Raw genomic sequence first — 19,532 nt, forward strand, 5'->3', positions numbered from 1 at the left:
TGGTAACTCATTCATGCATTATATTGCCACCTATTTCAACATACTACGCGCGTAGTATGTTGAAATAGGTGGCAATATAATGCATGAATGAGTTACCATTTGATGTGTGTATAGGTTGCTTTTGTTATTTTGATTTATGATTGGGTTACTTTATTTTGACGAAATTAGATTTGTTGTTGCTGACAGGATCATCTTGATAAATGATGTTTGAATGGGTTTCTTTAATTGTAGCGAATATTGACTTAGTCAGATAGAGTGCCATCAATGGACTTAATCCAAGAGGACTTAATATTTAAATAGCTGAAAATAGCAAACATGCTTTAAAATATATTAATTAAAAACATGATGTTATGCTTTTTCTTAACATAAGGTAATAGATATAAATCACAAGATAATTAAATCAGGTAGGTAAATTGCCGAGACATTACTAATTTACGCACAGCTAATCTCCGCCGTTAGAAATTTGCATAAGCCTTCCAAAAAACCTTTGTAATGACAGATATCTAGTATCTCTATAAAATCCTTGTTTTTATTCCATGGAACTACTTTCCAATGTCCATTGGCGACACAGCCCTTAGTGAGGCAATTTTATTCTACACAAAGCGGATATTCGATATTTCCACTACAGGGGAAAAGCTATCGAATGATGAGTGGCAACAGCCATTATTCACCTACATTATGACGAAGAAGCAGTTCAATCGTCTCAACGTATTGTGTCAACAAAATGGATGGCCAAGGCAAACCTGCTCAGGCATCATCTTTTCAGCAAGAGACATTCAGCATGTAATAACGGCCAGAACCGGAAAAGACAGTCTTACATGGCAGGAAGTTGCTGATATTTTAAATGCATCATACTGCGTGCGCAGTGTGGTTGCAGTAAACAAGGGGCGCAATAAGCAGGCAGTCGTTCTTAACTCAGTGACCAACATACACGTGCGGGGACAGAAGTATTATGGGTTGGCAATAATTCAGATCAGTGAAAACAATTTGGCCCCCGTTACCGCTTATCACGCAACGAAGGCCAAAATTGAAGCTATTCTAAAATGATGTAAACGATAGGAGGGACGCCTCTTTTCAGCGATTCTTCTTAATTTAATAAGAATGAATCATCATGCTAAAAAGCTCCCCTCATCGGTCCTTTTTCGAGGTCTAGGCAGCGTCGGCGATTTTCTGCTGTCTACCGATTACAATTACATAATAGCCAAATCATGGCCAATATTCAAATAATTCGTGACACATTACAACAGTTGCTTCAGTTCCACTATCAGCATTCCCCGCTGTAGGCGGCTTTCTGCTTCATATTTATACCTGTACGTACCGGATATCCTGCCGCCAGCCATAGTGGCAAATTTGTAACCCTTCGACAGCAGATCATGAATTTTTTTCTTGTGACTTTGCTCTTCACTCAGCTTGAACATCTAACCCCCATAAGTAGATAAGTTGCTGACGTTACTGCTATTATTCTTAGCAGTTCAAATTGCTGCCAAACATAGCAAAATGAACTACGTTAACTATCGCCGATATTTGTGCCAGAACTGATTCAAGTGACTCAGATAGCCCGAATTCATTCATTTTTAACTGATTCATGCAGTACCCCCAATCACTGGTAGGCGAGCACAGAAAAATAACACGAATTTTCCAGTTAGCTGGCGACGAGCTGCCTGCTCTGTATCGGCAATAGTGGAAAGATGATGGATGTGATTTTTGCGGTCGGTGCGGCAAATTGCCGCGAACTTGAATGTGTACATTGCATGAACTCCGATGGGTAGTGATGCTACCACCAGAGTTCCTACACTCTATAGGGTGGCAGCCCAAACGGAGGTAGGAATACCGGCCCCAACGGATACCGGCCAGCCCGAAAGCTGCTCCGCCTGGACTGCCATAATTTGGCTGTGCTCAGGCATTGACACAAAAAAAACACGCCTAGCGTGTATGTGCCGCCGATGGGGTTCAGGTTCCTACGCCCGGTTGCAGATTTTGCTGCAACGTCATAACCATAGCGACATCAATGAATCTCGTCAATAAAAATTATTACGCTTAAATTTTAAACTTTTGCGTTTATTGTGTTGCTTTGCGTGTTTTTAGGTGTTTTACTTAAATTACGCAAAATAACGGGAATAAGCAATGAATTTACAATCTACGTTAAATAGTTGCATTGAACGCGGTCAGACTATGACCCAAGCCATAGCTCGCGCTCAATTTGGTGACGACAGTCCAGAGGCTCGTGCAATCACTCGTCGATGGGGAATTACCGAAGCTGCCGAATTAGTTGGTGTAACGCCTCAGACCATCCGCAATGGCGAGGACTCAGGAAAACTGCCTCCTGCAGATATGGTTACACGTGGCCGAGTGCCACAAAGAGCGGGATATACAATCCAACAAATCAATGACCTTCGAGATCATTTTGGTACGCGATGGAAAAGACCTGATGGGCAGGACCCGGTCGTATTAGCTATCGCTGCACATAAAGGTGGCGCATATAAAACAAGCACTTCAGTGCATACGGCACAATGGTTAGCATTGCAGGGTTTACGCGTACTATTAATTGACGCGACAGATCCGCAAGCTACCGCCAGCCTTTACCACGGTTATGTCCCTGATTTACATATCCACGAAGACGAAACTTTGCTGCCCTATTATTTGGGTGAACGTGATGATGCGATGTATGCCATTAAGCCAACATGCTGGCCAAATCTGGACATAATCCCATCCTGTCTGGCTATCCATAGAATTGAGTCTGAATTGTACCCTTTGCATGATGCCGGGAAGCTCCCCGTCGCACCGCACATGATGCTACGAGCTGCAATAGAGTCTGTATGGGATAGCTATGACGTGGTTGTTTTAGACAGTGCGCCTAACTTGGGGATCGGCACAATCAATGTAGTTTGTGCGGCGGATGTCATCGTTGTCCCAACACCCGCCGAACTTTATGACTATGTCAGCACATTGCAATTTTTCACTATGTTGCGTGATCTTATGGCTGGAGTGGACCTCGGCGGGTTTGAGCCTGATGTTAGGGTATTAATTACCAAATTCAGTAATGCAGTCGGTAGCCAAAGCCAATGGATGGACGACCACATTCGTGATGCATGGGGCAGTATGGTCCTTAAAGAAGTAGTGCGGGTTACTGACGAAGTAGGTAAAGGACAAGTTCGTATGCGAACTGTGTTCGAACAAGCAGCTAACCAACGTAGTACTCCAAATGCATGGCGCAACGCTGTTGCTATTTGGGAACCGGTTTGCGCCGAAATTTATAATCGCTTAATTAAGCCGCGCTGGGAGAATTTGAAATGAAACGTGCGACAGTAATGAAGAATGCTCCAAAAATTGAAATTAATAATGAGACCACGGTCCCAGCGACAGGAACTGTAACTAGGCAACCAGCTGCACCAGCTGTTTCACAGTTAACATCTCGCGTTAATGCAATGACCGGTAATCACATTACCCTTTCAGTTTGTGGCCGTGATGTTCATTTTGTTCTCAAGACCATCCCAGCCGAAAGGGTCAACAAGGCCACAATGGTTTGGTGCGGAAATGAGCGTGATCAAGAGTTGCTAACTGAAACCGCATTAGATGACCTGATCCCTTCATTCAAATTATCAGGCCAGCAGAACCCGGCCTATGGCCGTGAAGTAAACGGCGTTATAGAAGTAGCTGATGGCAGTCGTCGCCGCAAAACCGCCATAATTACAAAAACAGACTATCGGGTCCTTGTCGGTGATTTAGACGAAGAGCAAATGGCATGGCTGTCTCAAATCGGTAACGATTACCGACCTACCTCTGCATTTGAGCGCGGGCAACGCTATTCACGCCGTCTGCATAATGATTTTGAAGGTAATGTCAGTAAATTAGCTGAAGCCGAGAAAATCTCACGAAAAATCATTATGCGCTGTATTAAAACTGCAGAGCTACCACGTGAAATTATTAGCTTATTTTCCAGCCCTAATGAGTTAAGTGCTAGATCTGGGGAAACATTGGCCAAGCTTTTTATTGATAACGAAGATGCTATGTATTCATTTGCTCAGCATCTGTCAAAAAGAAAAGCTAATGGAGAGATTTTTAATACCGAAGAGATTATTGAACAACTGATTACAGTAGCTAAAAAACCCAAAGCTGCTACTAAAGTTAGATCGTTTGGAGCAGGGGTTACTGCGAAGTATCGTGGGGATGTTGTCTCAATATCTATGAAGAAAGCACCAGAGGATTTACTTAAAAAGATTGAGTCTCTTCTAGAAGAACATCTAAAAGAACAAGAAGAAAAAACCAGAAGCGCGGTTAATAATACTTTTTCTGAAATGGAATCTGTCGTTAACTGCATTAAAAAGGCGGCTGAAGAAGAAAAGTATGAATTACCAGAGGGGGAATTACTGACAATGATCCCTATCGCCAGAACTATTATTTCAACATCAGAAAATAATGATGAAGCGATATCAAAAATAAAGTATGAAATAAATGAACGTTTTATTCTTTGATTAATTAAAGCCCTGCGAGTTATATTGCGGGGCTTTAATTTTATTGGTGCTTAGTTTATCCGTAAGTCTAAAAAAACTCTGGTGGCACTGGCCACTCGATATTGGGTGCATTCGAAACATCGATGTTTTTCACTTTCACACGATACTGTTTCCATGCTTTTAAGTCGGCACGGAGTTTATCCGGCACATCTTCTTCGCTATCCTCCAGTCCCTCTATCTCATCGGCAATAGCACCAATGATGTCTGATGCGTAGGATAAAGCAGCGATTTGCTTTTGCGTGGCTTCAATAATCATCTGTTGAACAACTTGTGGCGCAGGGCCAACCAACCACTCGCCATTTTCACCAGCATAATAATTAATTCCATCTTCGGGCCGACGACCATTAATCATAAAAACCCAGCCAGCTGGAATATTCAGATAAGCTTCTAATGGTTCATCTTGAGCATTACTACCAATTAATCCGTAAACAAACATTAGGCACCCCCATCAATAGTGAACACTTTAATTCTTAAAGGTAGAGCTGTCGTAGGTGATGTATTGGAGTTGTGTGGGCTACCCGATGTATTAGACGCTGCTGACAAACTTACCGTACCTGAGACAACCACTATATTTGCAAGCGTGTCTGTTTGATTCGCAGTTGTGCCGAATGAGCCAGCTAGCGCTGTGGAATAATAATAAATCCACCCCGGGTTACCCCATACACCATTCACATATACTTCAGGGATACACTTAACAACTCTGCCTGGGAAAGGATTTACATATACTCGTCGTGTGTTGACCGGGAAACTGTATGGGGAAGACGGGGTGCCTTCTGGGTACATAATTGTAAATAACTGCGATTTAGCTTCTAGCACACCCACCCTTGCACTGAGTGCTGATATAGAAGCAGCCAATGCGGCAGCGTCGATAGAGCCTGTATTTAGATAAGAACCAGCCAAGCGAATGATGTAGCAACCAACCACCGCGTTAGTACGCACTTCATTGACTTCATCTTTATAAATAGGGTTATATCTTGCAGCGGAGAAATCAACATCACCAAAGCGCGCAGTGAAAGATGAACCTGCTCCCCCATTTATACTGCTTGCGCCAGATAAAGAAAACACACCGGAAGCAGTCGCGGGAGCATTACCGCCCGTCATGGTGCCTTTGATGTTTGGCAGGGCACTGCTTTGAACGTCACCATCGGTTAGGCCACCGTCGCCACGGAAGTAAGGGGCTTTAATTGATCCAGGCTGGATGCCATTATAGTCCGGCATACGGAAAGTAGTTGACCCGTCACCGGTTGAATAACAGCCCCGCTTCGATACATCAGAAAGCCAAACTGCGTCAGAAACTAAAGGGACTTCGCCAGAATCAATCGCGGCCCACGCGTCAGGCCACACTGCACGCGACAGTATCTGCCCATCCCCAGCACCGTACCCTGCTGGGATGCGTGCTCTATTTGTATGTAATCGGAAAGAGAGTAAGTAGTCCCCACCGCTCTTATCCAACTGCTGCTTAGTGACCGCACCTTTCGGATCTATGGCATCACCTGCTAAAATAAGGGGGCCTGTTAATTCGCCTCCAGTCTTATCCAGTTTACCGGCCAATCCGTCTATAAGTTCCTGGGTACTGGCTTTTGTTGCAAGTCCATCTGTCAGCGCCTGATTGCTGGCCTTATCTGCAATAGTATCATCAAATTCCGTCTGGCTAACTTTCTGATTAATCTGTTCTTCAAGCGCAGAGACATCGATGCTTTCTGCAGACGATTTCGCCCTTGCGGCGAACTCTTCCGCTTCATCCCGAAATCCCTTAGCGGCAGTTTTATCTCCCGCGGCCGCTGTTGCTGAGTTTCCCGCAGCCTCGGCACCGGCCAAAGCTGATTGCTCACTCAGCGCAGCGGCGTTCTTGCTGCTTTCGCTTTCACTGGCGGATTGGGCTGAGCTGTTCGAACTCGATGCAGCCTCTGCCGCACTATCACTCGCAGCAGAGGCTAATTGCCCGACTTCGCTATGATGCCGGGCAACTTCAGCGGCTAGCGTATTTACCGTTGATTGTGCCGTTTCAGCACCGTCGCGGGCCGCCTCTGCCCTGTCAGCATCCTCTTTTACTGCAGCTTTGATAAGCTCAGCCGTTTCCTGTGCGGCATTCTCTGCAGCACTGATTGCAATACCCGCCTGTTGAGTGGCTTCATTTTTGGATTCTTTAGCCTCAAGCGCAGCCCGCACTGCTTCGGCGCGCAATTGTTCAAGCTGAAGGATAATCTCCGGTGTGCCATCTTCTTCTCGTAACGCCGTCAGGAAGTTATTCAGCGTGCCAGGAAGGGAGTCGCTATAAACATTAATGGTCCCCACCCTTCGCGCATTGATGCCATCTACCCATAGCAAAACATCATATTGACCGGGTTCGACGTTAAGTGAGTAAGCGCCATCTGTGCCGGTGATTGAGTTGGATTCAAGGGTGGTTATTACCGTCAACGAGGTTTTAATCGCGCGTAAAGTGATACCTATATGCGCAGCCGGTTCTCCGGTTGGCCCCGGAAGAATGCCTGAAATCTTAATACTCATGGAAGTCCTTACTTAGAAATAATCGTTGGCATCAATAACGGGGAGGGGAAGCTGGGTAATGGCAAAATCAATCCAGTTATCAACGGCTATATAGTTGACATTTAACCGCCCAAGATAAGCCGTGATAGCATTGCCGCTCATCCGGATACCGGCAAAATAATTCATGACGTTACTGCTATTTCTCAGCTCATGGGCACCCAAACGGCAAAGCGGCACCATCATTCGCCCCACGCCAGCAGGCGCACCGCTGTAATAACCCGGCACACGCTGTATTCCCACGGTTCCACGCAATAACAACGGCGCATTATCGGAAGAAAAGGTACATTGCCCAGCCCGATTCCAGATAGCCAGTCCATAGACCGGCGGAATTTGCGGTGCACCATTAGAAAAAATACAGACATAAGCCGTAATATTGATATTTTGCTGGTTAACCCCGATATCACCGCCTCTTCGCCAGCCAGAAATCGTTTTGGTTGTCTCATCAAAATCCAGTGTTACATCACCGCTGTCCCAATGCGCGAATACAGTACAGCTTTCCCGAAAAGGCACATTGCCGGGTACCTGCCAGTTAGGGGCAATTTGTACTACCCCTCGCCAGACACAGGCACCACTGATAGCGGCATCGTTTATCTCCGAATAATTTGTAGCATCATATAGCGCCAGTCCATAATTCCCGCCAGCAGTCGCCCCCATAACTTGCATGGTACGAAACCGCACTGGACGCTTATTTCTATCCGTGTTTTTGTTGAATCCCTTCAACTGGATATAAACCAGATTGCCACTGATGGAAATAGAAGATGCCGCCAGTGTGATGGCAGTTGATGAACCCGGTGGTGTAGAAACACCCGCCGTTCTTATTGGCAGAACAAACATTTGCGCACCGGCTGCTAACCCCGGAACCTGAACAACTGTAGCGCCATTATCATCAAACGAAGGGGTAAAATCCCCGAGATAGCTGGCCGCCCGAGCACCGCTGGTAATATTGATTTCTTTACCACCGTCATTCGGTCGGATTTGCAGACCATAAAATCCCATACATTGTTCCTTATCCTATCCAGCCCAAAGCAACTGCACGGTCACCCGGTCCGCGATAAACAGAAATGGTCTGGTTGGTTATTTTCATCCCGACAGTATCTGCCGTGGCCTGCATGATAATGTTTCCATTGGCATCCACTCGGAACAGATTGGCAATATTAATGCTGCCGCCATTTATGGTGTTGGCATTCAGCGTGGTACCCGTAATTGTTGAGCCATAAATATTGGTACCCGTAATCTGACTACCTTTAATCGTGGAACCTTCAATCAAAGTACCCACCAGATGCTGAACATTAATATACTTGGCAATAACCTCCCCTATTTCGGCGTTATCAACCATCAGGTGATTGATATAAATCGTGCCATCTTTCACCACAAAGGGATTGATATTGGTATTGGCGTTTCGATTAACGACAGCAAATATATCGGCATCCACAATGCATTTAATCCGCTCTTTGCCATCGTCGTCCGTCTCAATGGTAAGGCCAATACCGCCAGCAATATGATCATTGCCTACTTTAGCCGTCCACATATCAATGGTTTCTTCCAGCGGTTTACGCAGTTCTTCGCGCAACTGCTCAGCACCAATTTCACCGTCCAGTAACTCGATAATAGAACTGGGGTCATGTGTGGTTTTGGCTTCAACTCGGAAGAACGCCGATTTACCGTAGCTGTTGATCCCCCGCACCCAATAGAAATAGGGGGTGTTCTGCATTAGTCCGGAGTGAGACATGCTGACACCGGTACCGACAAACTTCGCCCGCGTTGTCACTTCATCAATCGGCATATCTTCGGTGTAGTACCAGAACTCGCACAATGTGCCGATGGTCGTAACCCCATTAAAACGGGGGATTAATATCAGGGACCAGTTACCAGCTGTGACATCAACACCAACGGGAACTGGCGGTGGCTCAATAACAAATGAGATAGATGCGGGGGCTGATTGAATACCTATAATGCTTACTGCCCGAACCTGTGCCATATAGGGACCGCTTGGCAAGCCGCTCAGCTGTAAACTGTTACCGGGTACCTGTGCCGTAAACACAACCGTTCCATCAGAGTGATAAACAGTGATGTTGTTATAGGAAATACTGCCGATATTGGTCCACGCCAATACCCCCTGCACAATATCGCCTACAGTTTCATTCAGCAGTTGCAAACCAATAGGGGAAGCTGGGCCACCTGTAGGAAGCTGTGTGAATGGAGGTCGAGTAAATGGCTCACCAATAGCATCATCATAAAACTCAACAGATTCCTCCTGCAGAGTTAATTCTGCACCACCTGTCATACTAAAACGCCAACCTGTTACCCTAAACTCAGATCCTTTAACCCCTATACTCGGCATATCAAATTTAATTACTGCGCCCGGTCTATAGGCATACCCACTCAAATTAGTTTTTGCTACAACTACTCGGCCAGCACGTTTACGCCGTAATAAAATATTTGCTACCCGCTGCGCCTGATAAGGTGCATCGATAAAGCGTAAATCAACATCTTCTTTTATTTCTAAGCCATCTTCGACAATCCATTCATTCACGCGAACTGGAGTAAAATCAATCTTGGTAGATTGCTGCTCCCAGTCAACGAAAGTCCCATAAATGGCATTGGTCGCATCACGCATCGAAGTTTCCGTTGTGATTTGAACGGAATCGGCCATTTGATGTTCATTTAACGTTAATTGTGGAGGGCCATAATAAGCGCCAACCAGTATTCCATGCTGGCCAGCAATATAAGTCGGTTCACCCGCACAGCATAAATGCATAGACTCTAATAATGATGAGGGGGTTTCTGATAAATCAAAGCTACCATTCATTGTATAACGGGCTTCATACTGCTCTTCAGGATTGACTATCAGTTCAGCACAAATATTTGCCGCTTCCTTAAATTGTTCCCAATTAATTTCTGTATCAGGAACCTTCAGCACTGAGCGATAATAATCTAATACGCCCAGAGCCAGATTATTGCTCCACTCAGTCATACCAGTTCGTGGGTCATACAACTTTTTCCCCCAGACCTCAGCTTTAATATTCGGTAAGCCATACGGGAATTTTTCTGCATTAAACTTGAGTGATACTCTGAGCCATGCCAACCCTTTACCTATCATGTCCTCTTTCCATGACGGACATTTTTCAAGCATGAAAGGGTCGCAGGTAGACCGATCATTATGAAGTTCCCAGGTAGCATAGTCTTCAAAGGTACTGATTAAATCATCACCCAACCAGATACGACCTATCCGATCAATAGGGTGGCCGGCCAGTACTATGACCAAATGTACCCACTCTCCATCTTGCTGCTCCCCCGGCTCTTCTTCCGCGAACATCAATAATCCGGATACAACCGTTTTACCAATTACAACGTTCTCAGGGGCTACAGCAGAACGAAGCATTTGCTTTCGCTCCGACTGATCACGATACGTTTCTATCTTTGGTTTTTTAGCCAACAATTGGTTGGCCGTATTCATGGCCATACCTGCTGCAATCAGGTAATAGTTACCAGTAATAGCACCAACAGCCATCATGGCAGCACCTGCGAGGGCTACAATAACTTTACCCATGAACCCTCCATGCCATTTCAGCGGTTACTTGTGTCGGCCCTGCTCCATATTCCCCTGTAGACCAAATCTGACCACCCCAAATAACACCGGCTGTTTGTCCCTGCTCGCCACTAAATACAACTATATCGCCACGCTGGGCCAGCTTAAGCGGCACTCGCTCAAAGACGCTGTCAAAGATACCGATAATGCTGCCATGTCCACGTAATAGAGCTTTACGGGCTGATAGTGCTGAATCGTACTTGCCTCGATAATTGGCAAGTGGGTCAATGCCACAGATTGCAAATGCACAATCCGCAGCAAATAGGCAGCAGTCATTTTCACCCCATGAAAAAGGCCGCTCGGAAGCGGCCTTTAATACTTGTGTGAGTTTCTTTTGCCAATCTGAATAGCGCATTTGTACTCCTACAATTAACGGTTACCCATCATTTAAATGTTCTTTATATTCCATCGAGAATAGTTTTTTGTTTTCTATTGGCATCTCTCTAGAAAGACTTGATATTATTTCATCAAAATCATGCTCAGCTAATTTTTTGTCACCATAATTTTTTGATATTTCATTAATGTGTTTTTCCCTAAGATTAACTAATCCTTTAACAACTGAGCCATTCATACTCCCATCAGGTCTGAATAAATCTTCTGGAGTTATTTTCAATGCTTCATCTAAAAATAAAGTTTTTTTGTTTATCAGTTCATCATTGCTACTTTTTTCTATTAGCCCATGACTTATAACTTGCTTTCTTTGCTGCTCTAATATCCTTTGTAATAAATCAATTATATCATTACTTTTCACACTAAATCTTATAACGAAAAATAAAATCACGAATGAAAAAAAGGCGATTATTATAATAATAAATAGAGGGCTAGTAAAAAAATTCGAATCAAACATACATATCTCCTTTAATGTGTTCGCAATATTATAGCGATTGTATTAGAGATAGCTACGTTGTTACTTATAAACAAAAACAGGAGCGTCTTTTTTGCTCCCCCAGTAAATGGCTCTATCTGCCATTTGTGCAACATATCTAAAAAAGTGGTCTCCTGGCGCGCGAACCAGATGAGACTCTTCATTAAATCGGTTTGGCAACGCCATCTGCCAGCGCTCAAAGCGGTTGGTAACTAATATAGAAATTATATTCTTATTACCTGCCTCTATATTCGCACTCGCGATTTCACCGCTATAAATCAAATCAGCAACACCAATACTGCCATCATCCTCCATTGCAGCCAAAATAACTTTCACTGCCCTGCCTCTGCACCGTTCATTTGTAAAAGTTGATAGCAGTGCTGTTTCAAAGCCAGAGACTTGAATCTGTAGCTGGGAGGGTGATGTGCCATTCTGTTCAGTAACTTCATCAATTTGAGCAAAAATACCGACACCAAGATACGTCTCTCCTCCAATCACTATGGGGCCAACGCCAGTATGCGCACAAACTACACCAGAAACTAAATCTAACCGAACCGCTGTTATGGGGATCACATTTGGCCGGGAAAGATAATCAATCATTGCATTAGAAAATGGGTGAGCAAGCATCAAAATGCCTCGACAAATTGTAATGTGACGGCGTGGAAAATCCCCGGAGTTCGAGTGAAATCACCTTGTTTCTCATCAGCTAATCGAAATATTCCTGTAGGTTTACGGCATTCAATAGAAGCGCCTGCAGATGGTGGCCATCTTAATTGAGGGGAAAATCGAATAACAGCCTGACCACTTAAATCACTCCGTACTTCTTGAATGACTTTTTTCAGCTCATCATTCACAGTGATGTAATCCCCAGCACGTAGAACAAGTCGACTTGGCAACCAGCCACTAGTACTTAGCATTTTCCCCATTTGCTCTGATTGGCTGACTATTGGAGTACCGGCCGGTGACCTCCCTCCTCTGGCAAAATCCCACAGCCTTACTCGGCCAGCAACGCCATCCAACTCAGCAACTAATGCTTCAAGCGCTCTTGCTTCATCATCTTGTCGATTTTTAAAGGTAAGCGTCATTGTCCAACGAGACCCCGGTGATGATACTGTTTGAGATGCCCCAGAGAATGGGGACTCAAATATTTTTGAATTTGATAACATTTGAATACGCATATCGCTGGGTACTAGTGCTGACGGCCAATTGAGTATTTCAGCCATTGGTTACACTCCTAATGATCGTCTGGCTGGCCCGTTAGTTCTAAAGTCTTTCATCATCTCCGCTCTTGCCTCAGCAGCACCTTGTTTCGCGCCTTGTTCGGCAGCTTGTAATACAACTCGCTCTAACGCAGCATCTCCGTTACCAGAAACGGAAATTGTTTGATGAACAATAATATTTCCACCAGAAGATGAGTTACCTGATGACAATTGATTCGTAGGAATAACATTACCGTCTCTATCGGGAACAACGTAATTTTTTCCGCCAGACTGCAATAATTCAATACCTAGTTCACCCATCTCATATAAGCTACCACCCCTGACGCTTCCGCCAGTCGCTCTACCTGGTGCATAACTGTTCCAGCTCGTAGACATTCCCATCCCACCTGAACCTCCTGCAGAACTAGCTGAAGCACTGGATGCACCCCCGCCAAACATGCTTGTGGCTCCGGAGACCATCTGGAACATAATTGCTTGGGTTTGAGCCTGAATAAAGGCTTTAACTACAGTATCCATAATCGTATTGGCCATATTTGTCATAGCCTGACTAAAAGACTGTTGCCCCGTAAGAATTCCAGTAATCATATTGGCAGTACGATCACCAACATTCGAAATAAGGTCCATTTGTAAAGCATGTAACTTCGACTGGTTTCGATATAATTCAATAGCAGCAGATTTTTGCTGATCAGCGGATTGATTGGTCGCTGCTGTCATGAGTTCTTCATACCGCTGCTTACTAATCAAACCATCCGCATAATAGGCTTCATACAATGCCTGCTGCTGCGCTAACTGATTTTGCAAACGTATAACCGGATCAACTTCACCCGCTAAATTAATTTGCGGTATTGAGGCCATGTCAGCCTGAGCTTGCAGCCTCTGCCGAGTATATTCTTGGTCAGACTTTAATTTAGCTTGTTGATATTCCTGATAGCTGAGCAAATCCCTTGAGTAAAGGCCCTGCATCACATCATTAGCTTCCTGAACCTGCCGAGTTAGCGCCTTTGTTGGGGAGTACTGCTCCGCTAATTTTTGCCGATCTTTACTGAACTTTTCAGATTGTTGAGCAGATAATTGGTCAATTTCAACCTGCGAAGCTCCCGCTTTCTTCGCAGCATCAATTAATTTCTCACGGGCTTGCTGCTCCTGAATATCAATACGATTAAGACTATTTAAATTTTCCAGCTCTATTTCACGGCGCATCTGGGCAAACTGGGTAATTGCCTGTTTTTTACCTTTATCATCGCTACCAGTACCAGACCATGGAGTTTCTACCGGCTTATCTGTAGCTGGTTCGCCAGTTGATTTTTTAGGCTGAGGCTGGTGACCGCCTTTTATCATTTCTAACGCTTTATTGGTATTTTCTAGCGATGTCTTAGTTGCTTGAGCACCCCTGTCTATTGCCTCCAAATCAGCTATAGCGCGAGTTTTCTTCTCTTGAACACCTTTCTGTTGCCCAAATGGGTCAAAACCATCCAAACTACTCAGACGACTATCCGCATCCAATATTTCTTTTTGAACTTGATTTCGTTGAGTTATTTGATTTTGATACTGATCAGTAAGGTCGATTGCTTTGACTGAGAGTTGCTTCTCTGAAAGTTGTAATAATGCTTCAGTAGTTTCTACCAGTGCATCTTTCAAATCCAATGCTGACTTTCGTGCCTGAGTGGCCTGATTATGAAAGTAAAAAACTGCGGAACCAGCCAGCATAGCTGCACCAACAGGCCCACCGATCATTGAGTAAGCTCCAGCAGCCAAACTTCCAGCTACTGATGCCGCCTTCGAAGAGAAAGATAATTGTTTATTGGCGACATCTAATTGCCGTTTAGCCACAGTCTCAGCTAAAACAGCTTCAGTTTCTTGCCGATACAACATTCTTAGCTGATCTTTATAACTGACATTTATTCCATGCAACTGATTTGTCTGCTGCATTTGGTGGTAAAACTTAGCCTCTACTTCTGTTCTGCGCTGTGTTGCCATAGCTGCTTCTAAAGAACTTTGGGCCGTTGTTTTTTGCTGTAAAGCTGCTTGTTTTACTGAGGTATAACTATCCTTCCACGCAGAAATATTCTCTCGTAATCCTGCAGTAAGTTTTGTAGAGAGAACTGGTAATAATGTATACAACGCAATATTAGCTACAGTATTAAAATTATCGCTGAGGAAATTAACCGCTTCAGTTGCACTCTGAACACCAGACCTTAATGTTCCTCCACTGGCTTGGCCAACCCTGATAGCCATACCTTCGAAAGAGCTAGTCAATCCCATTAGATCACCATTCAGGTTATTAACCCTCGTGGATGCTTGTTCATATGCGGTATTGGTGCCAGTGAGTTCATCAACTAGCTCTTTAAGTTTCCCTCTATTTTCAACGAGAATAGAAGCCGCAGAAATATTTTCAACGTTAAATAATTTAACTGCCTGTGCTGTTGATAGATTTTTATTACTTAAATTCTCTAATGCCTGGCTAAGTCCAACAACTGATGGTTTTAGGCTTTGATCTGTCCCTTTTTCCAGCGTAAGTATAACGTTACGCAGCGCTGTTCCTGCCTGACCACCTTTAATCTCACGTTCAGCGAGAACCTGAATAGCAGCGTTTAACGTCTCAAATCCGATCCCCGCTTGTGCAGCTGCTACACCACCATTTTTAATAGCATCGGCTGTATCAGTTATTTCTGATGAGCCGTATTTAGCACCTGCAGCAAGCACATTAATATAACGATCGGCTTGTTCAGCTCCTGCGCCAAACTGATTCAATGACAGTGCAAGTGTACGCGTAGCATCAGGTAATGTGGTCCCCGCAGCCTGCGCTAAAACCAATGCGCTTTTAGTTGCGGTGACCAATCCCTCTGACGTTTTCATCAGCTCGGGTTTAGCTGATGCCATGAGTTTTATAGACTCAGCTGCCTGACTGGCACTATATTCAGTCGTCCGACCCATTTCCTGAGCTGCTTCATCATACTTACGCAATTCCGCACCAGTTGCGCCGGTGATAGCAGAAAGATCAGAAAGCGACTGCCCATACTGCCGATTGATGCTGATAAGAGAACCAAGAGATATACCAACACCAGCCAGCCCTGCGATACGTCCTGCCAAACCGGTAAGAGATGTGCCTATCTGATCAAATGAAGCAGCGGTTTTTTTCGCTTCCTGCTGTGCTGTGCGGTTAAAGGTTTGTGTTTGATTCCGCGCATCGCTATATGCGCTGATCAATTGGCTCTTAAAGTTCGCGGCATTCAGGTGTAACCCTACCGCTAAAGATGCTACATCGCCCATTACATGAGTGCTCTCATAATATCAGCGTACTGATCCGCAACTGGTGTTGAAGCAGTAAGCTTGGGTGGAGGGGCTTCTGGGGGGGTAAATGCCGGAGGTGGTGCCGCTTGCAGATTAAAAAATGCCTGCCAGTGCATAATAATATGAACCGGCAGTTCCGCTATTTTGCGCGGATCAGGCTCGCCCCAACGATCTGCAAGCTGAAAAATTAACTTTAGCCAGGGCGAGTCTGTTAGTTTTTTTCCGCTTCCTCTAACGTACCCAAACTGTGAGATTTAACTTTATTAATTGCCTTCATCAGCTCAGGATTGGCATGCACAGTGAGTAGTTCGTCAACGGTCGGCAATAGTTTTTTAGGGATAGGGCTTCCATCCGGATTAACAAGCGCCTTCAGGACTAAACCAAGAGACACATTACTTATTGCTGTCATATCACCCTTATCCTGTGCTTCACTGATAGCATTGTCATAATCCATCAGTTCTTTACCCGTAATCCGGCGAATATAAACGGATGCTCCGAATAACTCAGTTTGTACTGCTGTATTTGTTGGTTTTAGTAATGCGGACTTCAGTGAATTAATATCAAATGGTTTATTCTGAGACATGAGATACCTTAATTGATTGTGACTGTGGCTTTTTCGCTGGTAATACTGCTCAACCCAACGGAAGAAATAACAACCCGATAATCACCGGCATCAGCAATTACAGTATTATTTTTTTCATACGTTGCAGATGTTGCTCCAACAATCGAGACATTGTCTTTTTGCCATTGATATGACAAAGACGCACCATTATTGACTATGGCCGCAACAGTCAGGGACAAAGTGTCCCCGGCTGCAATATCAGCGCCTTGCGGCTGGGTAGTAACGCTGATCACGGCTTTGGGATAGTTCCCCAGACAATGTTATTTTGCTTACCCTTAACCTCGACCTGGATCACTTCATTTGCAGGGGCAGATACTTCGGCCAACTGCCAACCGGAAAGTGCTAATATCTGCGTAGCTGTACGGCCATTAGGTAATTCCATATAAAACTGCACCGTTTCACGTGCAGCAGCAGCGGTAAGCAATGCAGCAAAATCTTCGTTTTCTGGATCATCAATAAACCCTAAAGATTTCTCCGGTCCTTCAGGTAAATCAGAAATAGACTGTTTATTTGTATCGATCAAAGTAGTGCAATCTACGTAGCCACCAGTCAAACCAGTAGCACCAACAGCCTTACAGTTAACCAGCGGCCTCATAGTTAAGGTGGTATCACCAACAGCACCCCATTTAACAACAACCCCAGCAGGGAGCATGGCGTATTCTGGCGAGGTTTTTCCCGTCATATATTTTCTCTCTTTTTAATAGTTTAATAAGGCGGCAGGATGCTACCGACTTAGGGTGTTTAACCCATCACGGATTTCAATGGTGAGAATGCGAAGAACCTGCATTTTGTTGTAGTCCAATGCAGGGCGGATAAATGGTTTAGCAACCTGTTTTATAGTGCCAAACTCTTGAGCTAAAGCCTTCATGTAGTGGCTTCGTGTCGGTCCAACACGCAGAACAACTACTGTGCTACCTGATTTCCCTCGGGATGATCTGATTTTTATCGAGTCCCGCATATGAGCATTCGTAGAACTATTGTCATAGCCTGCATTTTGTTTCATATCCGCTTCTACTACTGCCATCGCGGCTCGACCCGCATCCCGCAGAATTTTAGTTCCTACTTCTTCACCAACTGCTATAAGTCTCCGTTCTAACTCTTGCAACCCACTGATTTCTATTTCAGGTATCACAATATTTATTCCTTAAAAGAAAGAATGAAATCCCGTGAAAACCAAAAATGTTTAGAATTATTGGTTAACGTTGTAACGCCCTGTTGAACTCCACCACGACGGACGTATTGAACCGGATACCCATCAATATAACCATGGACAACCTTTTTCCATTCAGCCCATATAGCAGCATCAAGCACCACTAACCGGGTATAATCATCAATGAGATGAATCGTTATCTGGAATCGGCAATCAATAAGGTTGGTACGGACCAGTCCTGTTTCGATTTCTGGGTCGGAAATACGTTGGAAAGTCACCCCCTCAAGCTCAGTGTCAGGGAGCAACAAAGGATAAACATTCATACCAGTGATCCGCTCTAAAGCAGATTTAAGGCTCTGTTCGATCATGGCGTATGTCAGCCTCCCCAGTAATAAGTATTCTGTCCGTATGACTAACACGGTCGACAGCTCGGACAGTGAATACACCGGCAGTGGTGACTAACTGCCAATCGATGGAAATATCTCTCCGGGGATAAAGAGTAAAAAGGCAGGTTTCGACAATTTGCTGCTGATCTGCCGACCTTATCTTCCGGTTTGATATTGGCTCTATTTTCGCCCACGCCTTGCCAATAACTACCGGGGCTACCGGTAAAACCTCCCCCAAAGGCCCTCGCTCCGATTTAATTTCCCGCAAAGTTACCCGGCAATTTAAGTCCCCCGGATTGAGTGGTTTATCGCTCATCAGACGGTATGCTCCATAAGTGGAAATAGCAGGTACTCAACACCTAACTGTGCTGGAGTATCCCCATCGGGAGATGTTCCTTTAGGATTCAAGTACCACTGCGCAACCATCATCTGGGCAGCAAGCTGGAAATCATCTTCAATTAGAAAACCACGAACGCCGTCTGGGAGGTTTTCCAGTTCCTCCTGGCTATCGACCAGTACGCAATAATAAGTGCGCTCTATACTGCGCTGAGCAGCATTAATCAGCGACTCAATGAAATCATCATGCTCCGTGAAATCTTCTTCCAATCGAAGTTGCGTTTTGACATTAGATCGCGAAGTCATACCCATGACTGTTACCTTTCGATTTGGCAGCGAAATCTTTTGGCCAGCATGCAATATTTCGCGCAACTAATGTCTCGGCATAGTCAGCACTGAAACCAGCTTTATCACCACGTGAATAACGCTGATACGGCCCGAGGAAAATAACGATTGTTTTCTTCTGTGGAGTTGATTGATCTGAAATATTCACATCACTTCCTTCATTCGGGACCGTGGTCCCAGCACTAGAATCATTGCCAGAGATACCAGAATTTTGAATATAAACCTCACCTGAAGTGCCAAGTGAGAAAGTCTCTGCGCTGATTGAGGCCACAGATCCCGTAGGATTATCAGTGTTCGATGTATCACCAGTAGCTAATGGGTTGGTAGTAGCCAGCGACTCATCAGTGGCCAGCGAGGTGGCAGTAACCAATGGCTCAACAACGACCAGCTTTTCTGCATCAACCAATGGCGACGAGGAGTCCAACACAGTTGTGGTGACCGAGAGGTCAATATCGACCAATGGCTCTGCATTAACCAACGGTTCGATAGTGGCAAGAGATTTATCAGTAACCAGCGTTTCAACATTAGCCTTATCTCCCATCAGCTTTTGACTATCAACAGCATCAGCAATAGCTTTCGATTTAGTAACTTTTTTTGGAACACTCATCTTATTCACCTATAGAAAAGCCCGCACAAGGCGGGCTTTTCAGTTATGACTAAATAGCAGGGA

22 protein-coding genes and 1 pseudogene are annotated in these 19,532 nt (G+C 44.7%); 3 read left to right on the plus strand and 20 right to left on the minus strand.

The genetic code is table 11. The annotated features are described in order from the left end of the window. Nucleotides 1–552 precede the first annotated feature (552 nt). Entirely contained in the window at nucleotides 553–1,047 is a 495-nt protein-coding gene (locus tag ACNSO8_RS24220) for a hypothetical protein (RefSeq protein ID WP_418396122.1), read from the plus strand. Nucleotides 1,048–1,238: 191 nt separating this feature from the next. Here the strand turns inward: ACNSO8_RS24220 and ACNSO8_RS24225 are convergent, their stop codons facing one another. The 3 genes from ACNSO8_RS24225 to ACNSO8_RS24235 form a co-directional block, all read right to left on the minus strand. Continuing rightward, a complete protein-coding gene (locus ACNSO8_RS24225; protein ID WP_418396123.1) occupies nucleotides 1,239–1,418 on the minus strand; it encodes a hypothetical protein in 180 nt (59 codons plus the stop codon). 165 nt (nucleotides 1,419–1,583) lie between these two features. Then, a complete protein-coding gene (locus ACNSO8_RS24230; RefSeq protein ID WP_418396124.1) occupies nucleotides 1,584–1,748 on the minus strand; it encodes a host cell division inhibitor Icd-like protein in 165 nt (54 codons plus the stop codon). Between the two features lie 48 nt (nucleotides 1,749–1,796). Beyond that, the gene (locus ACNSO8_RS24235) at nucleotides 1,797–1,904 is read right to left on the minus strand and encodes a hypothetical protein (protein ID WP_418396173.1); all 108 of its coding nucleotides are present in this window, start codon (nucleotides 1,902–1,904) and stop codon (nucleotides 1,797–1,799) included. A 268-nt stretch (nucleotides 1,905–2,172) separates the two neighbouring features. On the opposite strand from ACNSO8_RS24235, the gene sopA reads away from it, so the two are divergent. Together sopA and ACNSO8_RS24245 are read left to right on the plus strand one after the other, a co-directional pair. Continuing rightward, nucleotides 2,173–3,294: a plasmid-partitioning protein SopA gene (sopA, locus tag ACNSO8_RS24240; RefSeq protein WP_418396174.1), complete on the plus strand. Its 1,122-nt coding sequence runs from the start codon at nucleotides 2,173–2,175 to the stop codon at nucleotides 3,292–3,294. Between the two features lie 14 nt (nucleotides 3,295–3,308). Further along, nucleotides 3,309–4,250: pseudogene (locus ACNSO8_RS24245) on the plus strand (ParB/RepB/Spo0J family plasmid partition protein); the annotation flags it as partial. Nucleotides 4,251–4,539: 289 nt separating this feature from the next. Here the strand turns inward: ACNSO8_RS24245 and ACNSO8_RS24250 are convergent. From ACNSO8_RS24250 to ACNSO8_RS24330, 17 genes are all read right to left on the minus strand, one after another. After that, on the minus strand, nucleotides 4,540–4,947 hold the full coding sequence (locus tag ACNSO8_RS24250; protein ID WP_418396125.1) for a tail fiber assembly protein: 408 nt from the start codon (nucleotides 4,945–4,947) through the stop codon (nucleotides 4,540–4,542). After that, the gene (locus tag ACNSO8_RS24255) at nucleotides 4,947–7,019 is read right to left on the minus strand and encodes a prophage tail fiber N-terminal domain-containing protein (protein ID WP_418396126.1); all 2,073 of its coding nucleotides are present in this window, start codon (nucleotides 7,017–7,019) and stop codon (nucleotides 4,947–4,949) included. The genes ACNSO8_RS24250 and ACNSO8_RS24255 overlap by 1 nt, the downstream gene beginning before the upstream one ends. 12 nt (nucleotides 7,020–7,031) lie before the next feature. Next, nucleotides 7,032–8,054 carry a DUF6453 family protein gene (locus ACNSO8_RS24260; protein WP_418396127.1) on the minus strand — a complete coding sequence of 341 codons (1,023 nt, stop codon included), beginning with the start codon at nucleotides 8,052–8,054 and terminating at the stop codon, nucleotides 7,032–7,034. A gap of 10 nt (nucleotides 8,055–8,064) precedes the next feature. Next, complete coding sequence (locus tag ACNSO8_RS24265; protein ID WP_418396128.1) at nucleotides 8,065–10,608, minus strand: phage tail tip fiber protein; 2,544 nt, start codon at nucleotides 10,606–10,608, stop codon at nucleotides 8,065–8,067. After that, nucleotides 10,601–11,002, minus strand: a complete 402-nt coding sequence (locus ACNSO8_RS24270; protein WP_418396129.1) for a DUF6950 family protein — start codon at nucleotides 11,000–11,002, stop codon at nucleotides 10,601–10,603. Before ACNSO8_RS24270 ends, ACNSO8_RS24265 begins: the two co-directional genes overlap by 8 nt. A 21-nt stretch (nucleotides 11,003–11,023) precedes the next feature. Further along, entirely contained in the window at nucleotides 11,024–11,494 is a 471-nt protein-coding gene (locus ACNSO8_RS24275) for a YebO family protein (RefSeq protein WP_418396130.1), read from the minus strand. A 60-nt stretch (nucleotides 11,495–11,554) separates the two neighbouring features. Next, a complete protein-coding gene (locus ACNSO8_RS24280) occupies nucleotides 11,555–12,139 on the minus strand; it encodes a hypothetical protein (RefSeq protein ID WP_418396131.1) in 585 nt (194 codons plus the stop codon). Next, nucleotides 12,139–12,735 carry a hypothetical protein gene (locus tag ACNSO8_RS24285; protein ID WP_418396132.1) on the minus strand — a complete coding sequence of 199 codons (597 nt, stop codon included), beginning with the start codon at nucleotides 12,733–12,735 and terminating at the stop codon, nucleotides 12,139–12,141. Before ACNSO8_RS24285 ends, ACNSO8_RS24280 begins: the two co-directional genes overlap by 1 nt. Before the next feature lie 3 nt (nucleotides 12,736–12,738). Beyond that, a complete protein-coding gene (locus ACNSO8_RS24290; RefSeq protein WP_418396133.1) occupies nucleotides 12,739–16,002 on the minus strand; it encodes a phage tail tape measure protein in 3,264 nt (1,087 codons plus the stop codon). Nucleotides 16,003–16,234: 232 nt separating this feature from the next. Then, the gene (locus ACNSO8_RS24295; protein WP_418396134.1) at nucleotides 16,235–16,606 is read right to left on the minus strand and encodes a phage tail protein; all 372 of its coding nucleotides are present in this window, start codon (nucleotides 16,604–16,606) and stop codon (nucleotides 16,235–16,237) included. Between the two features lie 8 nt (nucleotides 16,607–16,614). After that, the gene (locus ACNSO8_RS24300) at nucleotides 16,615–16,878 is read right to left on the minus strand and encodes a phage tail protein (RefSeq protein WP_418396135.1); all 264 of its coding nucleotides are present in this window, start codon (nucleotides 16,876–16,878) and stop codon (nucleotides 16,615–16,617) included. Further along, nucleotides 16,875–17,327, minus strand: coding sequence for a phage tail protein (locus ACNSO8_RS24305; RefSeq protein WP_418396136.1), 453 nt, complete (start codon nucleotides 17,325–17,327; stop codon nucleotides 16,875–16,877). The genes ACNSO8_RS24300 and ACNSO8_RS24305 overlap by 4 nt, the downstream gene beginning before the upstream one ends. A 42-nt stretch (nucleotides 17,328–17,369) precedes the next feature. Continuing rightward, nucleotides 17,370–17,765, minus strand: a complete 396-nt coding sequence (locus tag ACNSO8_RS24310; RefSeq protein WP_418396175.1) for an HK97-gp10 family putative phage morphogenesis protein — start codon at nucleotides 17,763–17,765, stop codon at nucleotides 17,370–17,372. A gap of 17 nt (nucleotides 17,766–17,782) precedes the next feature. After that, entirely contained in the window at nucleotides 17,783–18,163 is a 381-nt protein-coding gene (locus ACNSO8_RS24315) for a hypothetical protein (protein ID WP_342222914.1), read from the minus strand. Beyond that, nucleotides 18,144–18,497, minus strand: a complete 354-nt coding sequence (locus tag ACNSO8_RS24320; protein ID WP_418396137.1) for a head-tail adaptor protein — start codon at nucleotides 18,495–18,497, stop codon at nucleotides 18,144–18,146. The genes ACNSO8_RS24315 and ACNSO8_RS24320 overlap by 20 nt, the downstream gene beginning before the upstream one ends. Next, the gene (locus ACNSO8_RS24325; protein WP_418396138.1) at nucleotides 18,497–18,829 is read right to left on the minus strand and encodes a head-tail connector protein; all 333 of its coding nucleotides are present in this window, start codon (nucleotides 18,827–18,829) and stop codon (nucleotides 18,497–18,499) included. The genes ACNSO8_RS24320 and ACNSO8_RS24325 overlap by 1 nt, the downstream gene beginning before the upstream one ends. Then, nucleotides 18,807–19,469 (minus strand): hypothetical protein, encoded by a 663-nt coding sequence (locus ACNSO8_RS24330; RefSeq protein WP_418396139.1) that lies wholly within the window; start codon nucleotides 19,467–19,469, stop codon nucleotides 18,807–18,809. The genes ACNSO8_RS24325 and ACNSO8_RS24330 overlap by 23 nt, the downstream gene beginning before the upstream one ends. Nucleotides 19,470–19,532 lie beyond the last annotated feature (63 nt).

This window comes from Yersinia sp. LJYL362 (assembly GCF_048323875.1).